This window comes from Serratia sp. N21D137, assembly GCF_047530005.1.
GTDB lineage: Bacteria > Pseudomonadota > Gammaproteobacteria > Enterobacterales > Enterobacteriaceae > Chania > Chania fonticola_B.
In genome coordinates this window covers 108,558-126,100 of the sequence record NZ_JBLJAJ010000001.1, presented here as the reverse complement: position 1 = coordinate 126,100, position 17,543 = coordinate 108,558, and the positions used below count along the sequence as shown (strand labels likewise).

The 17,543-nt window shown below is 51.6% G+C and carries 19 protein-coding genes and 1 pseudogene; 13 read left to right on the top strand and 7 right to left on the bottom strand.

Features of this window, described 5'->3' with window-relative positions:
• Window positions 1-20: 20 nt before the first annotated feature.
• The 6 genes from ACMV5H_RS00605 (at window position 21) to mdcH (ending at window position 4,643) form a co-directional block, all read left to right on the top strand.
• A complete protein-coding gene (locus ACMV5H_RS00605; protein WP_021806268.1) occupies window positions 21-320 on the top strand; it encodes a malonate decarboxylase subunit delta in 300 nt (99 codons plus the stop codon).
• On the top strand, window positions 313-1,149 hold the full coding sequence (locus tag ACMV5H_RS00600; protein ID WP_021806267.1) for a biotin-independent malonate decarboxylase subunit beta: 837 nt from the start codon (window positions 313-315) through the stop codon (window positions 1,147-1,149). The genes ACMV5H_RS00605 and ACMV5H_RS00600 overlap by 8 nt, the downstream gene beginning before the upstream one ends.
• Window positions 1,146-1,952: a biotin-independent malonate decarboxylase subunit gamma gene (gene mdcE, locus ACMV5H_RS00595; protein ID WP_021806266.1), complete on the top strand. Its 807-nt coding sequence runs from the start codon at window positions 1,146-1,148 to the stop codon at window positions 1,950-1,952. The genes ACMV5H_RS00600 and mdcE overlap by 4 nt, the downstream gene beginning before the upstream one ends.
• 166 nt (window positions 1,953-2,118) lie before the next feature.
• Window positions 2,119-3,078 carry an AEC family transporter gene (locus ACMV5H_RS00590; protein WP_094981435.1) on the top strand — a complete coding sequence of 320 codons (960 nt, stop codon included), beginning with the start codon at window positions 2,119-2,121 and terminating at the stop codon, window positions 3,076-3,078.
• Between the two features lie 12 nt (window positions 3,079-3,090).
• Window positions 3,091-3,714: a malonate decarboxylase holo-ACP synthase gene (locus ACMV5H_RS00585; RefSeq protein ID WP_115159315.1), complete on the top strand. Its 624-nt coding sequence runs from the start codon at window positions 3,091-3,093 to the stop codon at window positions 3,712-3,714.
• Window positions 3,714-4,643, top strand: a complete 930-nt coding sequence (gene mdcH / locus ACMV5H_RS00580) for a malonate decarboxylase subunit epsilon (RefSeq protein WP_414821298.1) — start codon at window positions 3,714-3,716, stop codon at window positions 4,641-4,643. Before ACMV5H_RS00585 ends, mdcH begins: the two co-directional genes overlap by 1 nt.
• Here the strand turns inward: mdcH and ACMV5H_RS00575 are convergent.
• Complete coding sequence (locus ACMV5H_RS00575; RefSeq protein WP_024484333.1) at window positions 4,640-5,560, bottom strand: LysR family transcriptional regulator; 921 nt, start codon at window positions 5,558-5,560, stop codon at window positions 4,640-4,642. The two genes, mdcH and ACMV5H_RS00575, sit on opposite strands and share 4 nt — an antisense overlap.
• A gap of 208 nt (window positions 5,561-5,768) precedes the next feature.
• Here ACMV5H_RS00575 and yacL point away from each other — a divergent pair, with 208 nt between their 5' ends.
• The 3 genes and pseudogenes from yacL to ACMV5H_RS00560 all read left to right on the top strand — a co-directional run bounded on the left by yacL (window position 5,769) and on the right by ACMV5H_RS00560 (window position 7,655).
• Window positions 5,769-6,131 carry a protein YacL gene (gene yacL / locus ACMV5H_RS00570; protein WP_021179705.1) on the top strand — a complete coding sequence of 121 codons (363 nt, stop codon included), beginning with the start codon at window positions 5,769-5,771 and terminating at the stop codon, window positions 6,129-6,131.
• A 10-nt stretch (window positions 6,132-6,141) separates the two neighbouring features.
• A pseudogene (locus tag ACMV5H_RS00565) lies at window positions 6,142-6,425 on the top strand (DeoR/GlpR transcriptional regulator); the annotation flags it as partial.
• Between the two features lie 159 nt (window positions 6,426-6,584).
• Window positions 6,585-7,655, top strand: coding sequence for a hypothetical protein (locus ACMV5H_RS00560; protein ID WP_414821297.1), 1,071 nt, complete (start codon window positions 6,585-6,587; stop codon window positions 7,653-7,655).
• Here the strand turns inward: ACMV5H_RS00560 and ACMV5H_RS00555 are convergent.
• Genes ACMV5H_RS00555 through ACMV5H_RS00530 form a run of 6 tightly spaced genes read right to left on the bottom strand, consistent with a single transcriptional unit; the run spans window position 7,643 to window position 13,404 of the window.
• Window positions 7,643-9,079, bottom strand: a complete 1,437-nt coding sequence (locus ACMV5H_RS00555) for an amidase (protein ID WP_414821296.1) — start codon at window positions 9,077-9,079, stop codon at window positions 7,643-7,645. The two genes, ACMV5H_RS00560 and ACMV5H_RS00555, sit on opposite strands and share 13 nt — an antisense overlap.
• Window positions 9,072-9,281 carry a hypothetical protein gene (locus tag ACMV5H_RS00550; RefSeq protein ID WP_021179710.1) on the bottom strand — a complete coding sequence of 70 codons (210 nt, stop codon included), beginning with the start codon at window positions 9,279-9,281 and terminating at the stop codon, window positions 9,072-9,074. Before ACMV5H_RS00550 ends, ACMV5H_RS00555 begins: the two co-directional genes overlap by 8 nt.
• A gap of 3 nt (window positions 9,282-9,284) precedes the next feature.
• Window positions 9,285-10,922, bottom strand: coding sequence for a DUF4910 domain-containing protein (locus ACMV5H_RS00545; RefSeq protein ID WP_414821295.1), 1,638 nt, complete (start codon window positions 10,920-10,922; stop codon window positions 9,285-9,287).
• A gap of 15 nt (window positions 10,923-10,937) precedes the next feature.
• A complete protein-coding gene (locus ACMV5H_RS00540) occupies window positions 10,938-12,110 on the bottom strand; it encodes an MFS transporter (RefSeq protein WP_094981441.1) in 1,173 nt (390 codons plus the stop codon).
• Complete coding sequence (locus ACMV5H_RS00535) at window positions 12,110-12,433, bottom strand: hypothetical protein (protein WP_021179713.1); 324 nt, start codon at window positions 12,431-12,433, stop codon at window positions 12,110-12,112. Before ACMV5H_RS00535 ends, ACMV5H_RS00540 begins: the two co-directional genes overlap by 1 nt.
• Window positions 12,430-13,404, bottom strand: a complete 975-nt coding sequence (locus tag ACMV5H_RS00530) for a hypothetical protein (RefSeq protein WP_094981442.1) — start codon at window positions 13,402-13,404, stop codon at window positions 12,430-12,432. Before ACMV5H_RS00530 ends, ACMV5H_RS00535 begins: the two co-directional genes overlap by 4 nt.
• A gap of 853 nt (window positions 13,405-14,257) precedes the next feature.
• Here ACMV5H_RS00530 and ACMV5H_RS00525 point away from each other — a divergent pair.
• The 4 genes from ACMV5H_RS00525 to ACMV5H_RS00510 all read left to right on the top strand — a co-directional run bounded on the left by ACMV5H_RS00525 (window position 14,258) and on the right by ACMV5H_RS00510 (window position 17,530).
• Window positions 14,258-14,467, top strand: a complete 210-nt coding sequence (locus ACMV5H_RS00525; protein WP_094981443.1) for a hypothetical protein — start codon at window positions 14,258-14,260, stop codon at window positions 14,465-14,467.
• 94 nt (window positions 14,468-14,561) lie between these two features.
• Window positions 14,562-15,830 (top strand): hypothetical protein, encoded by a 1,269-nt coding sequence (locus tag ACMV5H_RS00520; RefSeq protein WP_414821294.1) that lies wholly within the window; start codon window positions 14,562-14,564, stop codon window positions 15,828-15,830.
• A 60-nt stretch (window positions 15,831-15,890) separates the two neighbouring features.
• Entirely contained in the window at window positions 15,891-16,574 is a 684-nt protein-coding gene (locus ACMV5H_RS00515; RefSeq protein ID WP_021179717.1) for a dTMP kinase, read from the top strand.
• A 23-nt stretch (window positions 16,575-16,597) separates the two neighbouring features.
• Entirely contained in the window at window positions 16,598-17,530 is a 933-nt protein-coding gene (locus tag ACMV5H_RS00510) for a putative PEP-binding protein (protein WP_021179718.1), read from the top strand.
• The last annotated feature ends 13 nt before the right edge of the window (window positions 17,531-17,543 follow it).

The following is a 17,543-nucleotide window of genomic DNA, read 5'->3' as shown; positions in this document are numbered from 1 at the left end:
TAATCAATCCAGAGGATGTTATGGAACATATCGATTTGAGTTATCCGGCCAGCATTACGCTGCCGGGTAAGGCACTAACCGGCGTCGTGGGCTCCGGTGACATGGAGGCTCTGTTTGAGCCTGCGGCTGACGGCACGCTGACGGTGGCAATCAAAACCTCCGTAGACGGTAGCCGGCAGCGCTGGCAGCACCTGTTTGAGCGCTTGGCGTCATTGCGCGATTTACCTGCCGGGCGGTTAGAGATTAACGATTTCGGTGCTACGCCGGGAGTGGCTCGGCTGCGTATTGAACAGGTATTTGAGGAGGCCGCCCATGCGTGATGATCTCAGCTTTATCGAACTCAGCGCCCGGGAGCGCGCCCGCAATTTGCTGGACAGTGGCAGTTTCCGTGAGCTGTTGGGGCCATTTGAGCGAATTACTTCTCCCTGGCTGGAGCCGCAGGGCATAGTCACCCAGGCCGATGACGGCATGGTGGTTGCTAAAGGCACCATTGACGGTAAACCGGCAGTGGTGGTGGCGGTAGAAGGGGCGTTCCAGGGCGGCAGCATGGGGGAGGTTTCCGGTGCCAAGATGGCCGCGGCCCTGGAACTGGCAGCAGAAGATAACCGCAACGGCATTGCGACTCAGGCAGTCTTGTTGCTGGAAACCGGTGGCGTGCGTTTGCAGGAGGCCAACCTGGGGCTGGCAGCGATCGCGGATATTCATGCGGCGATTGTCGATCTGCGCCGCTACACCCCGGTGGTGGGTATAATTGCCGGTACCGTGGGCTGCTTTGGCGGGATGTCGATCGCGGCAGCCTTATGCAGCTACCTGATCGTCACCCGTGAAGCGCGCCTGGGCTTAAACGGCCCACAGGTTATTGAACAGGAAGCCGGTATTGAAGAATACGATTCCCGCGATCGGCCTTTTATCTGGAGCATGACCGGTGGCGACGTGCGCTATCGCAGCGGCTTTGTCGATGAAGAAGTCCCGGATGCGCTGCATGCGGTCAAGGCGGCGATGAAAGGTTGTCTGCAACGCGGCGTGCCTGTTCAGCACCGCTCAGACAATTATCACTACTACTTGCCGAAACTGTCGCAGTTCGACACCCGCCAGCAGGCGGATTCGGCGGTCATTGCACAACTGTTTGCTGCGGAGGATCGGGTATGAGTACGTCATCATCAAGCCGTGGAGAATATTGGTTCTCTTTGCTGACGGCGGGGGCCGAGCAGCGTCAGGGGCAGTGCGCCTCGATCCGGGTTGCGGACGCTGAACTAGAGGGCCAACCGGTGCGTTTTATCGCCGTGGTGCCGGATGCAAATAACCATTACCCACGCGCTGCACGCGGCGAAGTAGGATTGCTGGAAGGTTGGACGTTAGCCCAGGTAGTCAGTGAAGCAGTCGCGGCTGACGTGGGTAAAGTACAAAAGCGCGCCATCGTGGCGGTGATCGATGTGCCGAGCCAGGCCTACGGGCGCCGGGAAGAGGCCTTTGGTATTCATCAAGCCTTGGCCGGTGCAGCTGGGGCTTATGCCAAGGCTCGGCTGGCAGGCCATCCGGTGATTGGTTTGATCGTCGGGAAAGCCATGTCTGGCGCGTTTCTGGCGCACGGCTATCAGGCCAACCGCTTGATCGCCTTCAACGATGCAGGCGTGATGATCCATGCGATGGGCAAAGAGTCTGCGGCGCGCATCACGTTACGTTCCGTAGAGGCGCTGGAGAAACTGGCAGCAACCATTCCACCGATGGCTTATGACATCGAGCATTACAGCTCGCTGGGCCTGTTGGAACAGTTACTGGATATCCGTGACCCGCTGCAGGCCAGTGAGCAGGAACTTAATCTGGTACGCCACGCACTGATCCAGGCGATCGCCAAAACTCGCCGTGAAGGGGTTGGATTAACTAACCGCCTGGGAGCAGACAACCGCCATAGCTCTTCGCTGGTGCGTGAACGTATGCGCGCAGAGTGGTAATGCCACGCTAGCCATTTTTACGTCAGAGTTCAGGAACAAAATACTACCCGCCGGGAGGGCGCATATGATGCGTTCCGACCCGGCATAAAGCTTCACCTGCATATAACAATATAACTAATACCATCGCACCTGATCTGACTGATTTTTTCTTTTTAACAGGTGATTTATGACATACGTAATTATTCATGCCTTGGCGCCGATTTTTGTCATTATGCTGCTGGGCTTTTTTGCCGGTAAGGCAAAAATGGTCGATAACCAGAACGTTTCATTACTCAACATCTTCGTGATGGATTTTGCACTGCCAGCGGCCCTGTTCGGTGCCACCGTACAAACGCCTTGGGTGGGGATCGTTGAGCAATCGCCGCTGATCGTGGTGTTGGTGCTGGCGATGTGGATCACCTATGCGGCGATCTATTTTACCTGCACCGGGATCTTCCATAAGTCTCCGCAGGATGCCGCGGTGCTGACGCTCACCGTGGCATTGCCCAACTATGCCGCGCTTGGCCTGCCGATCCTCGGTAGCGTGCTGGGGGAAACGCCGGGAACCTCGCTGTCCGTGGCGGTGGCTATCGCCTGTGGTTCGGTACTGATGACGCCGTTCTGCCTGCTGATCCTCGAGCGTGAAAAGGCCCGTGCGGCCGGCGGGGTTCAGGGGTCCAGCCTGGGCATGTTGCCGGTGCTGATGTGGCGCTCGGTGAAAAAACCGATCGTCTGGGGGCCGCTGCTTGGGGTGGTGCTGTCGGCGGTAGGCGTGCATATGCCTGAAATGGTGCTGGCCGCGATCAAACCGCTTGGCCTGTCGGCCACGGCGACGGCTCTGTTCCTGACCGGGGTGATCCTGTCTGCCCGTAAGTTGCAGATCAACGGCCCGGTGCTGCTGTCGAGCGTGACCAAACTGTTAATCCAACCGTTTATTGCCTGGGGGCTGGTGCTGGCATTGGGCCTGCACGGCAGTGTAGCCATTACCGCTATTTTGATGATCGCCCTTTCTGCCGGTTTCTTCGGTATCGTCTTTGGTAACCGTTTTGGCGTGCAGTCGCCGGATGCCGAAGCCACGTTACTGATCAGTTCCGTGTTGTGTATCATTACCTTACCGCTGTTTATCACCCTGACCTCAGGGATGTAACTGGAGAAGCCGATGATTCGCCCGCATGACCTGATTTGGATTAGTGACCGTGCTGCCCTCAGTGCCGATCAGGCGTTGCCGGAGTGGGTTGGCCAGCAGTGGCGCATTTCATTACCGTTGGTAGTACGGCGCGATGTTCAGGATAGCGGGCGGATCCCGGTGGGGATCCGGGGGATGAAACGCAGCCAGCGCGCCGCAGCTTGGGTTAGCGCAGAGGCTATCCGGCGCGTAGTGACGCCGGAGTCTTTAGTGAGTGAGCCGCTGGCGTTGCTGCACTCGAGCTTTGTTTCCCAGCCTCCGGTGCAGGCGCTCATTATGCTGGCTCAGCGGCCTTGGCCGTGGGGCTGGGGCGTGACCGGCAGCTGTGGTTATGCGTTGGCGACTGAAATCCCGGTGATGCATGCCGACAGCGATCTGGATCTGTTGGTTCGCTGCCCGCAGCCTGCCAGCCTTGATGAGTTGCAGAGGCTGGCACAGTGGTTGCAGGCGTTGCCTTGCCGCGCCGATGCCCAAATAGAAACACCGCTCGGCGGCTTTGCCCTGAGCGAATGGCTGCGGGATGGGCGAGCGATGCTGAAAACCGCTGAGGGACCGTTGTTGACGACGGATCCCTGGGCCAGCTCTCAGGAGATCTGATGAAGATTTTATTTACCTTTCCCGGTCAGGGGCCGCAGGTGCCTCAAATGCTGCACCAACTGCCGGCCAATGAAACAACCCAGCGGTTGTTAAGCGAAGCCTGCGCTGTTCTTGACCAGGATGTACTGGCGTTGGACAGCGCCGAAGCCTTACAGAAAACCCGGGCAGTGCAGCTGTGCCTGCTGATAGCCGGTGTGGCCTACGCGCGGGAATTACAGCAACACGGGGTCGAGGCTGATTTTGTCAGTGGGCTATCCATCGGCGCTTTTCCGGCCGCGGTGATCGCCGGGGCCTTGGCATTTCCCGATGCCGTCCGGCTGGTGGCGTTGCGCGGCCAGCTAATGGAGGAGGCTTACCCTGCGGGATATGGCTTGGCGGCAATTGTTGGTTTGCCTTTGCGGCAGGTGGAAAGGCTGATAGCAGAGGTCGATAGTGAGGAGTTACCGGCCTATCTGGCCAATATCAATGCCGAAGACCAATTGGTTATCGCGGGTAGCGAAGCCGCTATGGCGCAGGTCATGGCGTTGGCAAAAACCGCCGGTGCAGCGAAAACCCAGCGTTTGGCGGTGAGTGTCCCTTCCCACTGTGCCCTGTTGGCACAACCGGCGGAAAAGCTGGCGCAGGCTATGAAGCAGGTAACCATCAATCGGCCGCAGGTTGCGTATCTCAGCGGCAGTACTGGGCGCGTGTTATGGCAACCGGAGCGAATTGCTGACGATCTGGCCTTCAATATGGCCCGCACCGTGCGCTGGCATGAGGCGATGGTGGCGGCCTACGAACGGGAAGTCCGTCTGGCGATCGAAATGCCGCCGGGCGCGGTATTAACCGGCTTGACCAAAAAAGTGATGGAGCAGGGGGAAGCGCTGTCCCGCTGCCAACTGGGCCTGAACGCGGTCTGCGGCATTGTCGCCAAATATCGGCGCGATTAAACCGGCCCTTCACCGCGAGCGTACATGCGGCCTTCCGCCGTCAATGCCAGCAGGTTCGGATCCTGCTGCTGGTTACGATTGAACACCAGCGCGATGGTTTGGCGCATCTGGTACTGTTCGCACAGCGGCAGTAATTTCAACGTGTGTTCATACATCTTCTTCATCCGCCCAGGCACCAGCGTGTAGCCCACCCCGGCCTGCACCAGGCTGAGCATGGAGAAAATATCATTCACCCGGGTGACGATTTCCGGTTCAAAACCGGCAATCTGAAACGCTTCGCTAAAGCCGTGGTAGGTGGCGAAGCCTTCGGTCAGGGAGACAAACTTCTGGCTGCGAAAGTCTTGCAGGTCTGCCGTGCCATCGCTGTTTAGCGCCGAGGCTGCCGGTGCGGCAAGATAGATATCATCCTCAAACAGCGGCAGGATCTCAAAGCGCAGCGGATCGATTTGGCTGTCGGAAACCGAAATCAGGATGGCGTCCAGCAATTGGTTTTCCAACTGGGCCAGCAGATCTTCATTCGATCCCATAGTCAGGCTGATCTCCATGGCCGGCCGTCGCACCTTCAGCCCCATGATCAACCGTGGAATGGTTTCCAGCGTCAGTGAGTAGAGCGTGCCGATACGCATGCGTTGCTGGCCAAACCCCGCCTTCAACCGAGTTTCTTCGATACCTTTGTAGGTGAGATCCACGATATCGCGTGCGTATTCTGCCAGCGTAAGTGCTGCGGGCAGGGGCAGCAGGTTGCGCCCTTTATGAATAAACAGCGGGCAGCGAAAGCCCTCTTCCAGGGTATGTAACGCACGATGCACGCTAACGCTGCTCAAGCCAAGCTGTTCTGCGGCTCGGCCGATGTTTTCCTTCTCCATAAACGCCAGAAAGATTTCCAATTTTTTCAGGGTGATTTCGCTGTCGATCATCGGCTCAGGCTTGGGTAAGGGCTAAGAAGTGTCATGATAACAACAATTGCCCGTCCATAGCAGGCGCCAAGAGCCTTCCCGCTTCCCAAGTGGAGGGCGGACCGTTATATTGCGCCACGAATTATTGAACAACTTTGCGAGCGCTCACTGAGTTAGCTGCGAATTTAAGGTTAAACTCAGTCTTATACACCGCTCAGGAGGGCATGCTATGGATTACGAATTTCTGCGTGACGTAACCGGTCAGGTGGTGGTCAGATTTTCGATGGGGCATGAGGCCATCGGCCATTGGATTAACGAAGAGCTCAACGGTGATTTTAACCTGCTGGACCGTATCGAAGCCGGTGCGGCAGGTGTCAAGGGCAGTGAGCGTCAATGGCAGTTGGAAGGCCACGAATACACGTTGCTGATGGACGGTGAAGAGGTGATGATCCGCGCCAACCAGTTGGAGTTCGAAGGCGACGAAATGGAAGAGGGGATGAACTACTACGACGAAGAGAGCCTCTCTTTCTGTGGCATCGAAGACTTTCTGACGGTGCTGAAAGCCTACCGCTCGTTTATGCTCAACTACTGATTATCCAGACGGGCGCAGGATGCTGCGTGGGATCTACCCGGATATTGCGTTTGTCAGCTGTAACTCGTGGAGCATTGAGAAAGGTATTACCACGTCCACCGAAGAGAAGGCGGGCCTGAAGCAGGATCTGATGGCTAATGCCCGCCAGCGGGTGCTGCTGGCAGATAGCAGTAAATACGATGTCTCTGTGTGACCCCGCTTGCCAGCCTGACGGATATTGTCACCGACAAGGCCTTGCCAGAGACGGCTCAGCGGCAACTAGCCGATCTACCTTGTGGTTTGCATTTGGCGTAACGTGGTTTGATTCAGGACCCTCGCCAATTCCCATGTTGGTCCATGCACTTTCAAGCCGTAGTGCTAAGCTGTAAAGAGGTGATCGTGCGGCGCCGGTTAGCCGAACGCGGCGGTTGAGCACGACCTTATTTTGGCATTTGACACTCAGCATGGAACGTTATGGATATCAATAGAGCTCAGGTTGAACAACTATTTAGTGAAACGATAGATGAGGAAACACTGAGGGCGACGGCTGGAGATATTGCTCTGCCACAGCGTCTTTCCTGGCTTTATGTTATGGCTAATGTACGGGAAGATCCGCTTGAGGATCGATACCTGGATGCGCTAGATGCTTACGATACAGCGTCAAGAGATCGGGTAGCTCCATGTATTGACCCCCTGTATGCCGAAAGCGCTCGCCGACTTGCCTATTTTGGTATTCGGGTTGATCGGCAGGGGCTGGCAGCAGATATTATTTCGTTGACGAGGCATATTGCGATGGGGCTGGAGTGGCACGATCTGAATTTCGATCCCGCACAGCCGCATTTTATGCGCCATGAGTTTCTTCAGCCTTGCCTGACGGGGGCAACCTCGCTAGCGAAGGTTTGTGATGTACTGGCCGTCGCATGCATTCGTTGCAGTAAAAACCAAGCGATTGTCAGTATTGATGGAATGCAGGTGGAGGTGCAAGTCGGTGATGATAGCTTTGCCGATTTGCAGTGGGAAGGTGACACTCGTAGTGCCGCGCTCAGCCTTCGAGCGAACGATCTGCGCCATTTGACCGCCAATGAGGCTCTTGAGCTGAGTCATGAACTTGGGCATTGCCGTCATCATTTGGTCGCGGAACATCCTGCCGGTGATTATGGCCTGCCTTTCTGGGATACGGAATTGCCCGCTTTCCGTGAAGAATGGACATTATGTTCACGGCTTACTCCTAATCTCAGTACTCGAGCTTGGGCTCTTGAGGCGATCAAACAGTCAGTGTTTGCTCTTTTCCCCCTGCTGGTCCCCGTGATGGGGAGTAAGGCCGCTCTTCATCAAGCGGTGAAACAAAACCCTGTCTATTGCTATACGCGAAAAGAGGCGGACTGGCTATTATGCAAATCGCCGCTATTTGTGTGGAGTGGTGTCCCCTACGTACAGTATTTCCTTAGCCTTGTGCGATTTTTATTGGAGACCGGTCCATACGATGACGTGTTGGCTCAGGGCCTAATGCGTTGCGAAACGCGATTCTCGCTTCATGCTGGATGATAAGTGACCGCATCGTTGATCAAGCTGCTTTCCGCCAGTATCGGCATGGTGAGTAATGTTTCCAATGCACTGCCGGTAGCAAGCAGGGTTCTATCATCAAACAACGGGCCAACCAGTTGCATTCCCAAGGGCAAACCGCAAGAGGCCAGGCCAATCGGGAGATTTAACGCAGGGTTACCGGTGACGTTAAACGGAATGGTTTGCGTGGGTACCACGTTGGCTGGTGGTGGCCAATCGGTGCCAAACTCGCTGAAGGCAGGTGCCGGCCGTAGCGTACTGGGGAATATCAGCAACTGATAATGTGGGAATATGCGGGTGTTCAGCCATCCTGTCAGTTCGCTGCGTAAGCGTTGTGCATCCAATAGCTCTGCTGCTGAAATTGTCGCGCCAGGTAGCACGCGTTGATAGGTGAACCGCCCGAAATCCTCCGGCCTTTCGCGCAGACTTTGCTGGTGGATAGCAAAGGATTCGGCAGTCATGATGATCCTGCCGCAGGCGTTGAATAAGTGGTAATCCTTAAATTGAATTTCTTCAACGGTGGCACCGGCATCGCGCAGTAACGCCACGCTATTATCCATTGCTGCGAGTAATTCCGGGTGTGTATATGGGCTGTCCGTCAATAGGTGGCGCGGCCAAGCGACGCGGAAATTACGCCAGTTGATCGCGGGTGGATTAACAAAATCAAAGGTGACATTACAACCTGTAGGGTCATGGGGATCTTGACCTGCGATGACTTGCATGACGTATGCGCAGTCGGCAGCATAGCGTGTTAGTGGGCCACAGTGATCGAGCGACCATGAGAGAGGAAATACCCCATATCTGGATACCAGGCCAAAGGTCGGTTTGAAACCGGTAACGCCACACATGCAGGCTGGGCCTCGGATGGAACCACTAGTATCTGAACCTATGGCTACTGGAACCAGTCCTGCAGCAATCGCTGCGCCAGCCCCTGATGATGAGGCTCCGGTGAAATGTGCAGGGTTCCACGGATTACGTGCTGGGGGAAAGGGGAGCTCAAGACTGGGGCCGCCAAGGGCAAATTCGTGTGTGGCCAGTTTGCCGAGATAGACCCCGCCACCTGCTTTCAGTTTCTTCTCTATTGTACAGTTGTGTGGCGCAATGTGGTGCTGCATGATTTTCGAGTGACAGGTCGTTGCTACACCAGCAACATCGAAAATATCTTTCAGTGCGTAAGGGATCCCGTGTAGTGGTCCCCGGTCATGCCCGTTAGCCAATTCGTCGTCGGCACGCAGTGCGTCGCGGCGTGCCCGCGTCGGGTCTACCTGAATAAATGCTTTTATATGCGGGTTAAAACGCGCAATGCGTTCCAGAAAATAGTCAGTTAATTGCACCGCACTGATTTGACTATTGCGCAGGCGCCGGGCCAACTCGGCCAGGGGCAAAGTGTGCAGAAATTCACTCATGGCACGCCTTATAACAATCAACGGTTTTCAACGCATCGAAGCCGTTTGCGGGTTCCGCCTCGGCATGTTTCACTACGGCGAGCAGGGCGACGGCCTCGCGGATTTCGTGCGTACAGCGTATGGCACCCGCACGATACGGTATTGGTACCGCGATCCCTAACAGCGTCATGTAACGTTCGAACAGGATTTCAGCGTCTTCCATCGGTTATCTCTCCTCATCGATGCCAGCTTGCTTGGCGTTAGTAGTGAACCAGGAAGATGCAAGCAGTGCGTTGCGAAAACTCTCATCTACGTTTGCTGGCAAAATAAACCCCAGTTCTTTATTGGTGGCCTCGACAATTTGCGGCCAGGAACGGCCATCTGCATTCAAGACGCAATGATGAAGCGCGGCGAGATAACGCTTATCTTGCGCCAGGTGTCTTTCTAATGGATACCTTAGTGCAGGGGGGAGAGCTTGAATCAATCCGCGTAAATTCAATGGGCCAGGCCAATGACCATAGAGGCCATCATCTATAGGCCATGTGGCCGGTGGTTTAGGGGCAATATATTCCGGCCGCTGTTGCTGCAGTTTCAGCAACAGCGGTACCACGATGGCCAGAGTACGTTTCATTTCTACTGGTGATACCTTGTCCGAAGTATCGCCAGCAGTGTGGTTGAAGCGATCGCCGATATGACAGATTTGGATTGCTGGGCTATTGCGACTGTGATCGCTGTGATTCATAAACAGCGCATGGTCGGAAAATCCGTGGAAAGGAATACTGAGCCATTTCCCGCCACTATCCGCAGTCTGTAAAAAAGCCTCGGCGGCACACTCTTCAGCAAGTAAGCCCAAAGATGAGGACAGGCGCTGAGGAGGGTGTTCGATACAAAGTGGTGAGCAGCACAGAGTTTGATTTTCTCCGACCATATCGAGATTGATTACCGCGAGTGGTGCAGGGCGGTGACGATAATGATGTTGCAATGCAGCCACACCCAGGAACTCAGGCCCCCAGATGAATCGAATAGTGTAACGAAGAGGTGGCGAGGCATCGTTTTTTTGTAGTTGGCTGATGAGTGCTGCCGTTTCCAACAGGGCACTGATCCCTGATGCGTTGTCGTTGGCACCCGCTCGCGAATGGCAAAGGTGGGCGGTTAGCCATATTTCATGCGTGGTATCGCACCCAGGCAGGCAAGCCGTCACCACTGGCATGGCGGCGGTGTGATCCAGGCAGATTTCTGCTTGCGCGCAGCAATGGCGGCGGGCCGCTGTTTCCAAATGCCTCATTTCTTCTGGCGTAGCGCTAAAAGCAAACAGGGAGCTGCCCGGAGGTAGTTCAATTCGGCCACGGAAACTAACGTTTGTTTGCCGATCGTGGCAGGCAGGGGCATCGGTGATAAAACCAGCAGCCCCCGCCTGAGCCAGGAGCAATGGCCAATCTTGTTGGCGATATTGCTCGCTGGGAATGACCAGGACCTTGCCTTGCCATTCGCTTTCTTCGGGCGTCGCCAGTGTGAAGTGCTGCTGGTTTACGGCACAGGAATATGTGGCAATGGCAAACGCGTGCTGTTGATGGTCAATCAACAAATTATCGGCTGCCGGTACGTGCAACCAGGCTTGTAGTGGGGTCCAAGCCAGTGGAGCAGTAAAGTGCCACCAATGTTGTTTGCCATCAGCAGGAAAATGTAGCGTTTCTACCTGTCGCAAGTCCCGTTGCTGTGCCGCCTCCGCGACCCATTTTGCCGCTTGTTCAATGCCTAGTGACGCTTGATAACGGTCAAACTTTCCAAGAGCATCAATGGGTTGCATAAGGCGTGAGGTGCTGCTGTGTTGCAGCACCCAGGCCACCTGTTGGGCAGTGAACATACGCATCCCCCAATATCAGTAGTTATCTGAAAGCTTTTCTTTCATTTTCAACATATTGGATGCTGATAGCAGGATAGAGCCGATCAGGAACAATCCTCCCATGATGCGCAGCACTTCGTTGGTCGTTATCGTATTTCCCCAGGCTCCATAAGCGGCCAGAGAGAAAGGGATAAACATTTTGAAAATACTGCCAGTAATGCCATTGATTTTGCCCAGATCTTTCGCTGGAGCCACCACCAGTCTGTAAGTACGGACACAGACGATATAGATGGAGAACAAAAAGGATTCGCAGAACAGCAGGATGCCTAGCGTTACGATATTGAGATGTATGCTGATCAGTACATAGGCCAGACCAATGAGTGGGATGGAATAGACCAGTACCTGGATCACGCCAACGCGTTTTTCAACCCGATCGGAACACCAGGAACCCATGATTGCGCCGATACCCCCCGCGGCAAATAATAGGCCGACTTGAAAATCAGAAAGGTTGAGCTGCGATTTGGCGTAATACATCACGGCAATTTCAGAAACGACGACAATCGCGTTGGCAAACGATGTCCACCAAGACAGGATCCATAAATTACGTAATCCATACAGCGCCTTGAAACCGTAAATGATATCGGGAATAAAGGGTTTGTTTTCCGCTGGCGGGGTGCGGCGAAAACTGAACACGCTCAGTAATAAGGCAATAAACAGCAAGGCATAGGATAAACTCAGTGTTTGCGTGTAAGTGAGTAATAACAACATACCGCCGATAATGGCTGGACCAGCACTGTCGAAGACATTGGTCACCATGTTATTGTATTTGTTATATATAATGAGTCGGTTTTCTGGTAACGCTACTTTTGATTGGACGATCAGAGAATTGTTGGCAAAATAGGTCATTCCCATGAGCATGAATACCAATAAAAATAGCAGATGTTGCGAGCTGACACCATTCAATGCCAACAGCATGACCACGACTATTTGCCCTAGGGTTCCGCCGATAAAACCTTTTCGGCTACCAATACGATCGACGAGGGTACCAATAATAAAGCCCAGGACCAGAAAGGGAAGATATTCAAACAACCGTACATGGCTCATCAGATCGTTTGACTGTGTTAATTGGAACGCCCAAAGCGGCAGCACGAAGTAGATAATTTTCTCAGCGATGGCTTTGAGGGCGGTAATGAGTAAAAGTAGCGTCATTATGCCGGCTCCATCCGATAAAAATGACGGATAAATGCTTGATCCTCCAGATAGATCGGCAAGGGTGTGGTACAGAGCAGTTCAGTGAGTTCCCTGCTGAGCGGCGTGGCTGGCACATGCTTGCTACATGACAGTAAAAAGGAAAAAAAGCGTTCCTGCCCTTCCAGCATCAGAATACGTCCGCGAGTGACCAAGGCGCGCTGTGGATGGCTGAGTTCGTCCTTAATGCCTTCCTGCAACGTCATTTTTTTCCAAAGGTTGCGCAGATCAACCAAAGGCTCCCCACTGATGGCTACGCCCATACTGACCAGTTTAAACATCATTGATTGGCACATAGGCGCTTCTCCAAGTCATCTTCATGTTGATAGCAGGCAAAGATTTCATCTTGCATGTCATAGTAGAGGAAGCAGAGGTAAGCCATATCGTCCACTATCTCCTGCTGTTGCTGATGAGATAATAAGGGGATCAAATTGAAATAGTGCTGAGTGAAATCAGCATGTTCTCCTTGCATATTGATGCGGGCATGGCTGAGATGACTATCACGGATTTTGTGAAACTCTGGAGTATCGGGAATGCACTCAGAGAACGCCATCAGATCATCATCATCGCCTTCATAGAAGAACAGGCTGGCGAAGAATGAATGAGGTCTGCGAAGTGCCATATCCTTCAGAAAATCCATATAGGCCAAAGTAGAAGGCAGGGGAGATGAAGCATACAGTTGCTTCTCCTGCCAAGGCGTATCGCTAAATGCCTTGGCCATAATACGTTCGTGAAACAATTCTTCCTTTACAAATTCTTGTGCTAACTGCTGGAGTGCAGCTGGCAGTGGATCGGCTAGGAAACCAATCAGAGAAGAGACGGCTAGTCGGGTTACGTGAAAGTATTCCAATGTCCAACCGAGCAAGAGGATACGATGTTTTTCGGGTTCCAACATGGCTTGTGCCAGTGGTGTTTCACCCCGTTGGAGTAGCCATTGATTATTGACCAAGTTGTATAAACGGTTGTAGAACTCACTGCCAGAACAACCTGTATCATTGGTCGTGATATCTTGTTCAGGGAGTTCAAAAGCCAGGTTGTTTTCGAGTAGGTACTCATAGAACTGAGCGTTTTCTTGATTGCAAGCCTGAGTTAGTTGAACAGGTCCTGTTATCAATTTATTCAGTTGAGTAACTGCATTGCGATACTTTTCATCATCGTCGAAAATAAGCTCATGAGTTTGCAAGAAAACTGACAGCTGAAGGACTCGATCCCTTTTGTTTTCTTTTATATGAACATAGTCAGGTAAAGAAATCATCGAAGATACCTTTGAATGGAGTTAGGATTAATGGAAGCAAGGTTGTAAGGTTCAATGGTGCATGCGCATGCACCATTGAACCTACCACGATTACAGAGCTGCGTTGGCGCGGCGTACTTTCTTCAATTTTTTCGCTTTCATGTAAATTTCTCCATTAAAGTGATTATCTATTTTCGGGATTGCTGCGCAATCTTTCAGGATAAAAAATTGGCAACGGATAGAGTCTTATCACAGTGTCATGTTCTGTCAATGAAAAGTTGCGAAATTGTTTTGATAAACTTAAGTGTTAAAGTTAAATAAAAACAAAGTATTGCGCATTGATTTTTTTATAACATATTGATTTTAAGATATAAAAAATAATTACCTTAAAGTTTTGATATGATTTTTCAGGTTAATAATTTAAGTTTGAAATTATTCAAATAACCAAACTTAACATTATCTTAACTATTTTTATACTTTTTTGGAATATAAAGTTTATTTTTTATTCATTACATAATTAAAAAATAATGCGGGAATTTACCTATATAACGAGAGTTAATGCTTTTTATTCAATAGGTTGCCTGTCTTAATACGACGGTTTTTGTTCTCATTTTGCATTCTTGATTGTATCTAATTGAAAAATAATTATTTTATATTTCGTCCATTTTATTGTGCGTGTTTTATCCTTTTATAACAGGTGTTTATCTTTTTTGTTTTTAAGTGGGGTAAGCCTTTGTGAAGCGATTTTTATTATGGAGGGTGGTTTGACAAAAATTCCAAGTGCTTTAAAACTGGCTTGGTTGCATGTCGTTTTATTTGAGTTTTTCACATGTAATATACTTAGCGAATATCAATTTTTATTGAGGATGTAAGTATGAAAAATGCACTTAAACAAAACCCAAGCAGTAACTTCAATTTGAAGAATGAAATCATTAACCTAATCAGCAATAGCGCTGATGTAAAGTATGCTGACATTTCTGTTAGTGAACTGGAATCAATGCGTGCTGAGCGTGCATTTATTCCCGCTTCACGTCATGGTATTGAAACCATTTGTGGTGCGAGCTGCGAGACTGGCGCGCAATAACCACTTTAGGGCCACATACCCGATGTGGCCTTATCTCAATGAACGGTGAGATTTTATAATTTATAAAAATCAGGATGAATCCTAAGGTGAAGCTATGTCTGCAAAGTCAACGTTAAATTCTGTGGGCCCTGAAATTGCCGTCGTGACCGCGCATGGCCGTCAGTTACTTTCCAGTCGCCCTGATGAGCGCCTGATTGATGTTTTAGGCAGAAATAACGTGCCCTGGTCTGCGGTCTCTATTTATCAGCGCCGTGACGGCGAAGAGGCTATGCATTTATGTTCCGGGTTGGAAAAAACCATGGCAGAGTTTGATGCTGACCAGCTTCTGCTTTATTTTAACCGTAATGTAAACCCCTTCAAATTCTCCCCAGAGAAATTCCAAATTGTTAACAGTACCGATCAGAACTCAGAGTCAACAGAGTATATCTATCAGAATCTGAAAAATAGCGATGCCAGCGCGCAGAGCTACCTCAAAAAACTATCACCTGATGAGTGCTGCGATATTATCGCTGCACGGGTGGCAGAAACCATCAAACAGCATTTGCCTCAAGGGGCCGATCTGGTTGTGGGGGTTAGCGGTGGTGGCGACAGTAACTCACTATTGCACGGCCTGAGCCTGATTCGTGACTACGTCAATGTCCACCCGGTGATCATTATGGGTATCCCTGATTGGGATAAAGGTGTGCCACGTGCCGTGGAGCTGTGCCGTAACTATCAGTTGGACTTGAAAATTATCAAAGAGGACGAGGTCAAATCTCTGCTCGGTATTCCAGCAGACGGCGAAAGTCTGATCGACCGTTTTGAGCGCACCTTTGCGGGGGATGACTTCGAGTTTCTTGGCACGTTATTGATTCGCCTCTCATTGACACGTTATGCCCGCGAACTGGGCACCCGCTTCATTAGCACGGGGCTTAATCTGGAAGATGTCTTGTGCGAGAACCTGTTCCGTATTTCAACAGGCTTGAAACCTGCTTCCAGCCCGGCACGCAAGATCGGTGATATGACGTTGGTCATGCCATTATGGATGTGCCCGAAACGTATTATCGATGGTTGTTTCCCTAAATACTCTTTAGACAACTATGAGGCACGTTATCCGTGTTTCTCTCTGGGCCGTAATCTCTATTACAGCGTGATTTATACCCTGCAATCCAGCTATCCGGGTTTCCCTGAGCAGATGGCGCGCGGATTGTCGGAACTGGCCGCCAAGGATCCGGTTGAATACCAGCTTGACGAACAACTGGGGTTTTATGTCGAGCGTATGGTGCCGTTGGCATTGCGCCATAAATTCCAGAAAATGCTCAAGGATTCATGTGGGCAAAGCCTGGATAAACAATCTGAGGAAATATTACGTTCTGTCGAGTAATGCAATGGCCCCCTGCCGCCTTGCAGTAGGGGAGTTTCGTCTCTTTGTACAGGATCCGCCATGCTGATCAATCTTCTCGGATGTGACGGGGCAGGAAAATCAACGCAGTTAAAATGGCTGATCCCCTGGTTGGAGAAAACGACAGGATTGCCGGTGCGTACACTAGCCAAACGTGATGCCCTGCAAGCTGAAAAGTACCCTGAAGCTCGGTATTTTGGGTGTAGCTACCGTACCTTGATGTATGAAATATTGCCTGAAATGCGTGGTGAGAGCCGGGCACTTTTTCTGTTTAACCTTTTCGCCATCCAGCTTTGCCACCAGCCGCCAGCCGCGGATGAAATCGTGTTGCTTGATGGTGGTTGGCAAAAACACGTCGCGACGGAAATGGCTCTGGGGTTGAGCGAGACTTGGCTATCGCAGCTGATTGCTCCTTTCCCGTCCCCCGATCTTACGTTGTTTCTCGATGTTGAACCTAACGTGATTATCGCTTGGCGGCGTGACAACGGTGATACGCACGCGCCTTACGAGTGTGGTAACCAACTTGAATGCAGTGATGAACGTTTCCTCGAACAGATGAACAAGGTTTATTCCATTTTGTCACGCCATGCTCGCGAACAGGATTGGACCAGGGTTGATGGCCGTCAGCCCCCTGAACAGGTTTTCCAAGCCCTATGTGCCGGGGTGGAGCGTTATTTAGCCGCTCCATCGGCGGGTGCCGCCTTTCTACCGGTTAAAAATAGCTAATTTTATTGAGTGAGGACAATGTCATGGAGATTGAAGTCTCTTTAAGTGGCGAGCTGATTGATCCACGTATTTATCAGGAGGTCTCTGCGATTGGGTTGCTGCGTGGCGAGTATATTTTCCGTCGCGCGGGCAAGTATCTTACCGCCCCGGATGGGCGCCAATTGATGATTGATTATATCGAGAACGTGTTAAAGGTGTTTCCAGACAAGGACGTTTGGTATCGCTTTATTGATGCGCCAGCCAATGAAATCAACATGCTGGAAGGATATGACGAATATGTGTTGGAAGAGTTTCCAACCATTGGTTTGCGCGGTATGCGCAGGGCGATGGAATTGACCAATACTTTCGAAATTGAATTCGATGTCATTACCCAGTTGGCAAAACAACACCCGAATTTGCATATCATCTTTCCCTACGTTTGTGAGATGGCTGAAATAGAGTTCGGCATGGATTATGCCCGCCGCTTTGCTTTCCCTAACAAAATTTCCTGCATGATGGAAACACCAGCGGCGTTTTGGCACGCATCGGACATCGAGAAACTTGGCATTGAACATTTTCTGGTGGGGATGAACGATCTCAGCAGTCTGACCATTGGTGCCAGCCGGGGTAGCGGCTACGATCGCCACAACCATCCTGCTCTGATTGGTATGCTGAAATCGCTACGCCAAACGTTGAGTCATGGTCGTATCAGCATCGCCGGCTATATGAAACCGGAGTTCCTCGACATAGCCAAACAGACCGGCATGGATGCTATTACCGTGCATTATTCTTCGTTCCCGGCATTCTTTGGCGAGAAATTCAAAGACTATCAAGACATGGATTTCATGCTCAACTTTAAGAAAGGGGATAACCGTAAACGCCTGCGTCTTTGGGCTCAATCTCTGCTCGATGTTGCCAACGATAACGATGCCATGACTATCCAAGGTCTGCATTGGCACAAAAAACCGAAAAGCTGAATAGCGCAGGCAG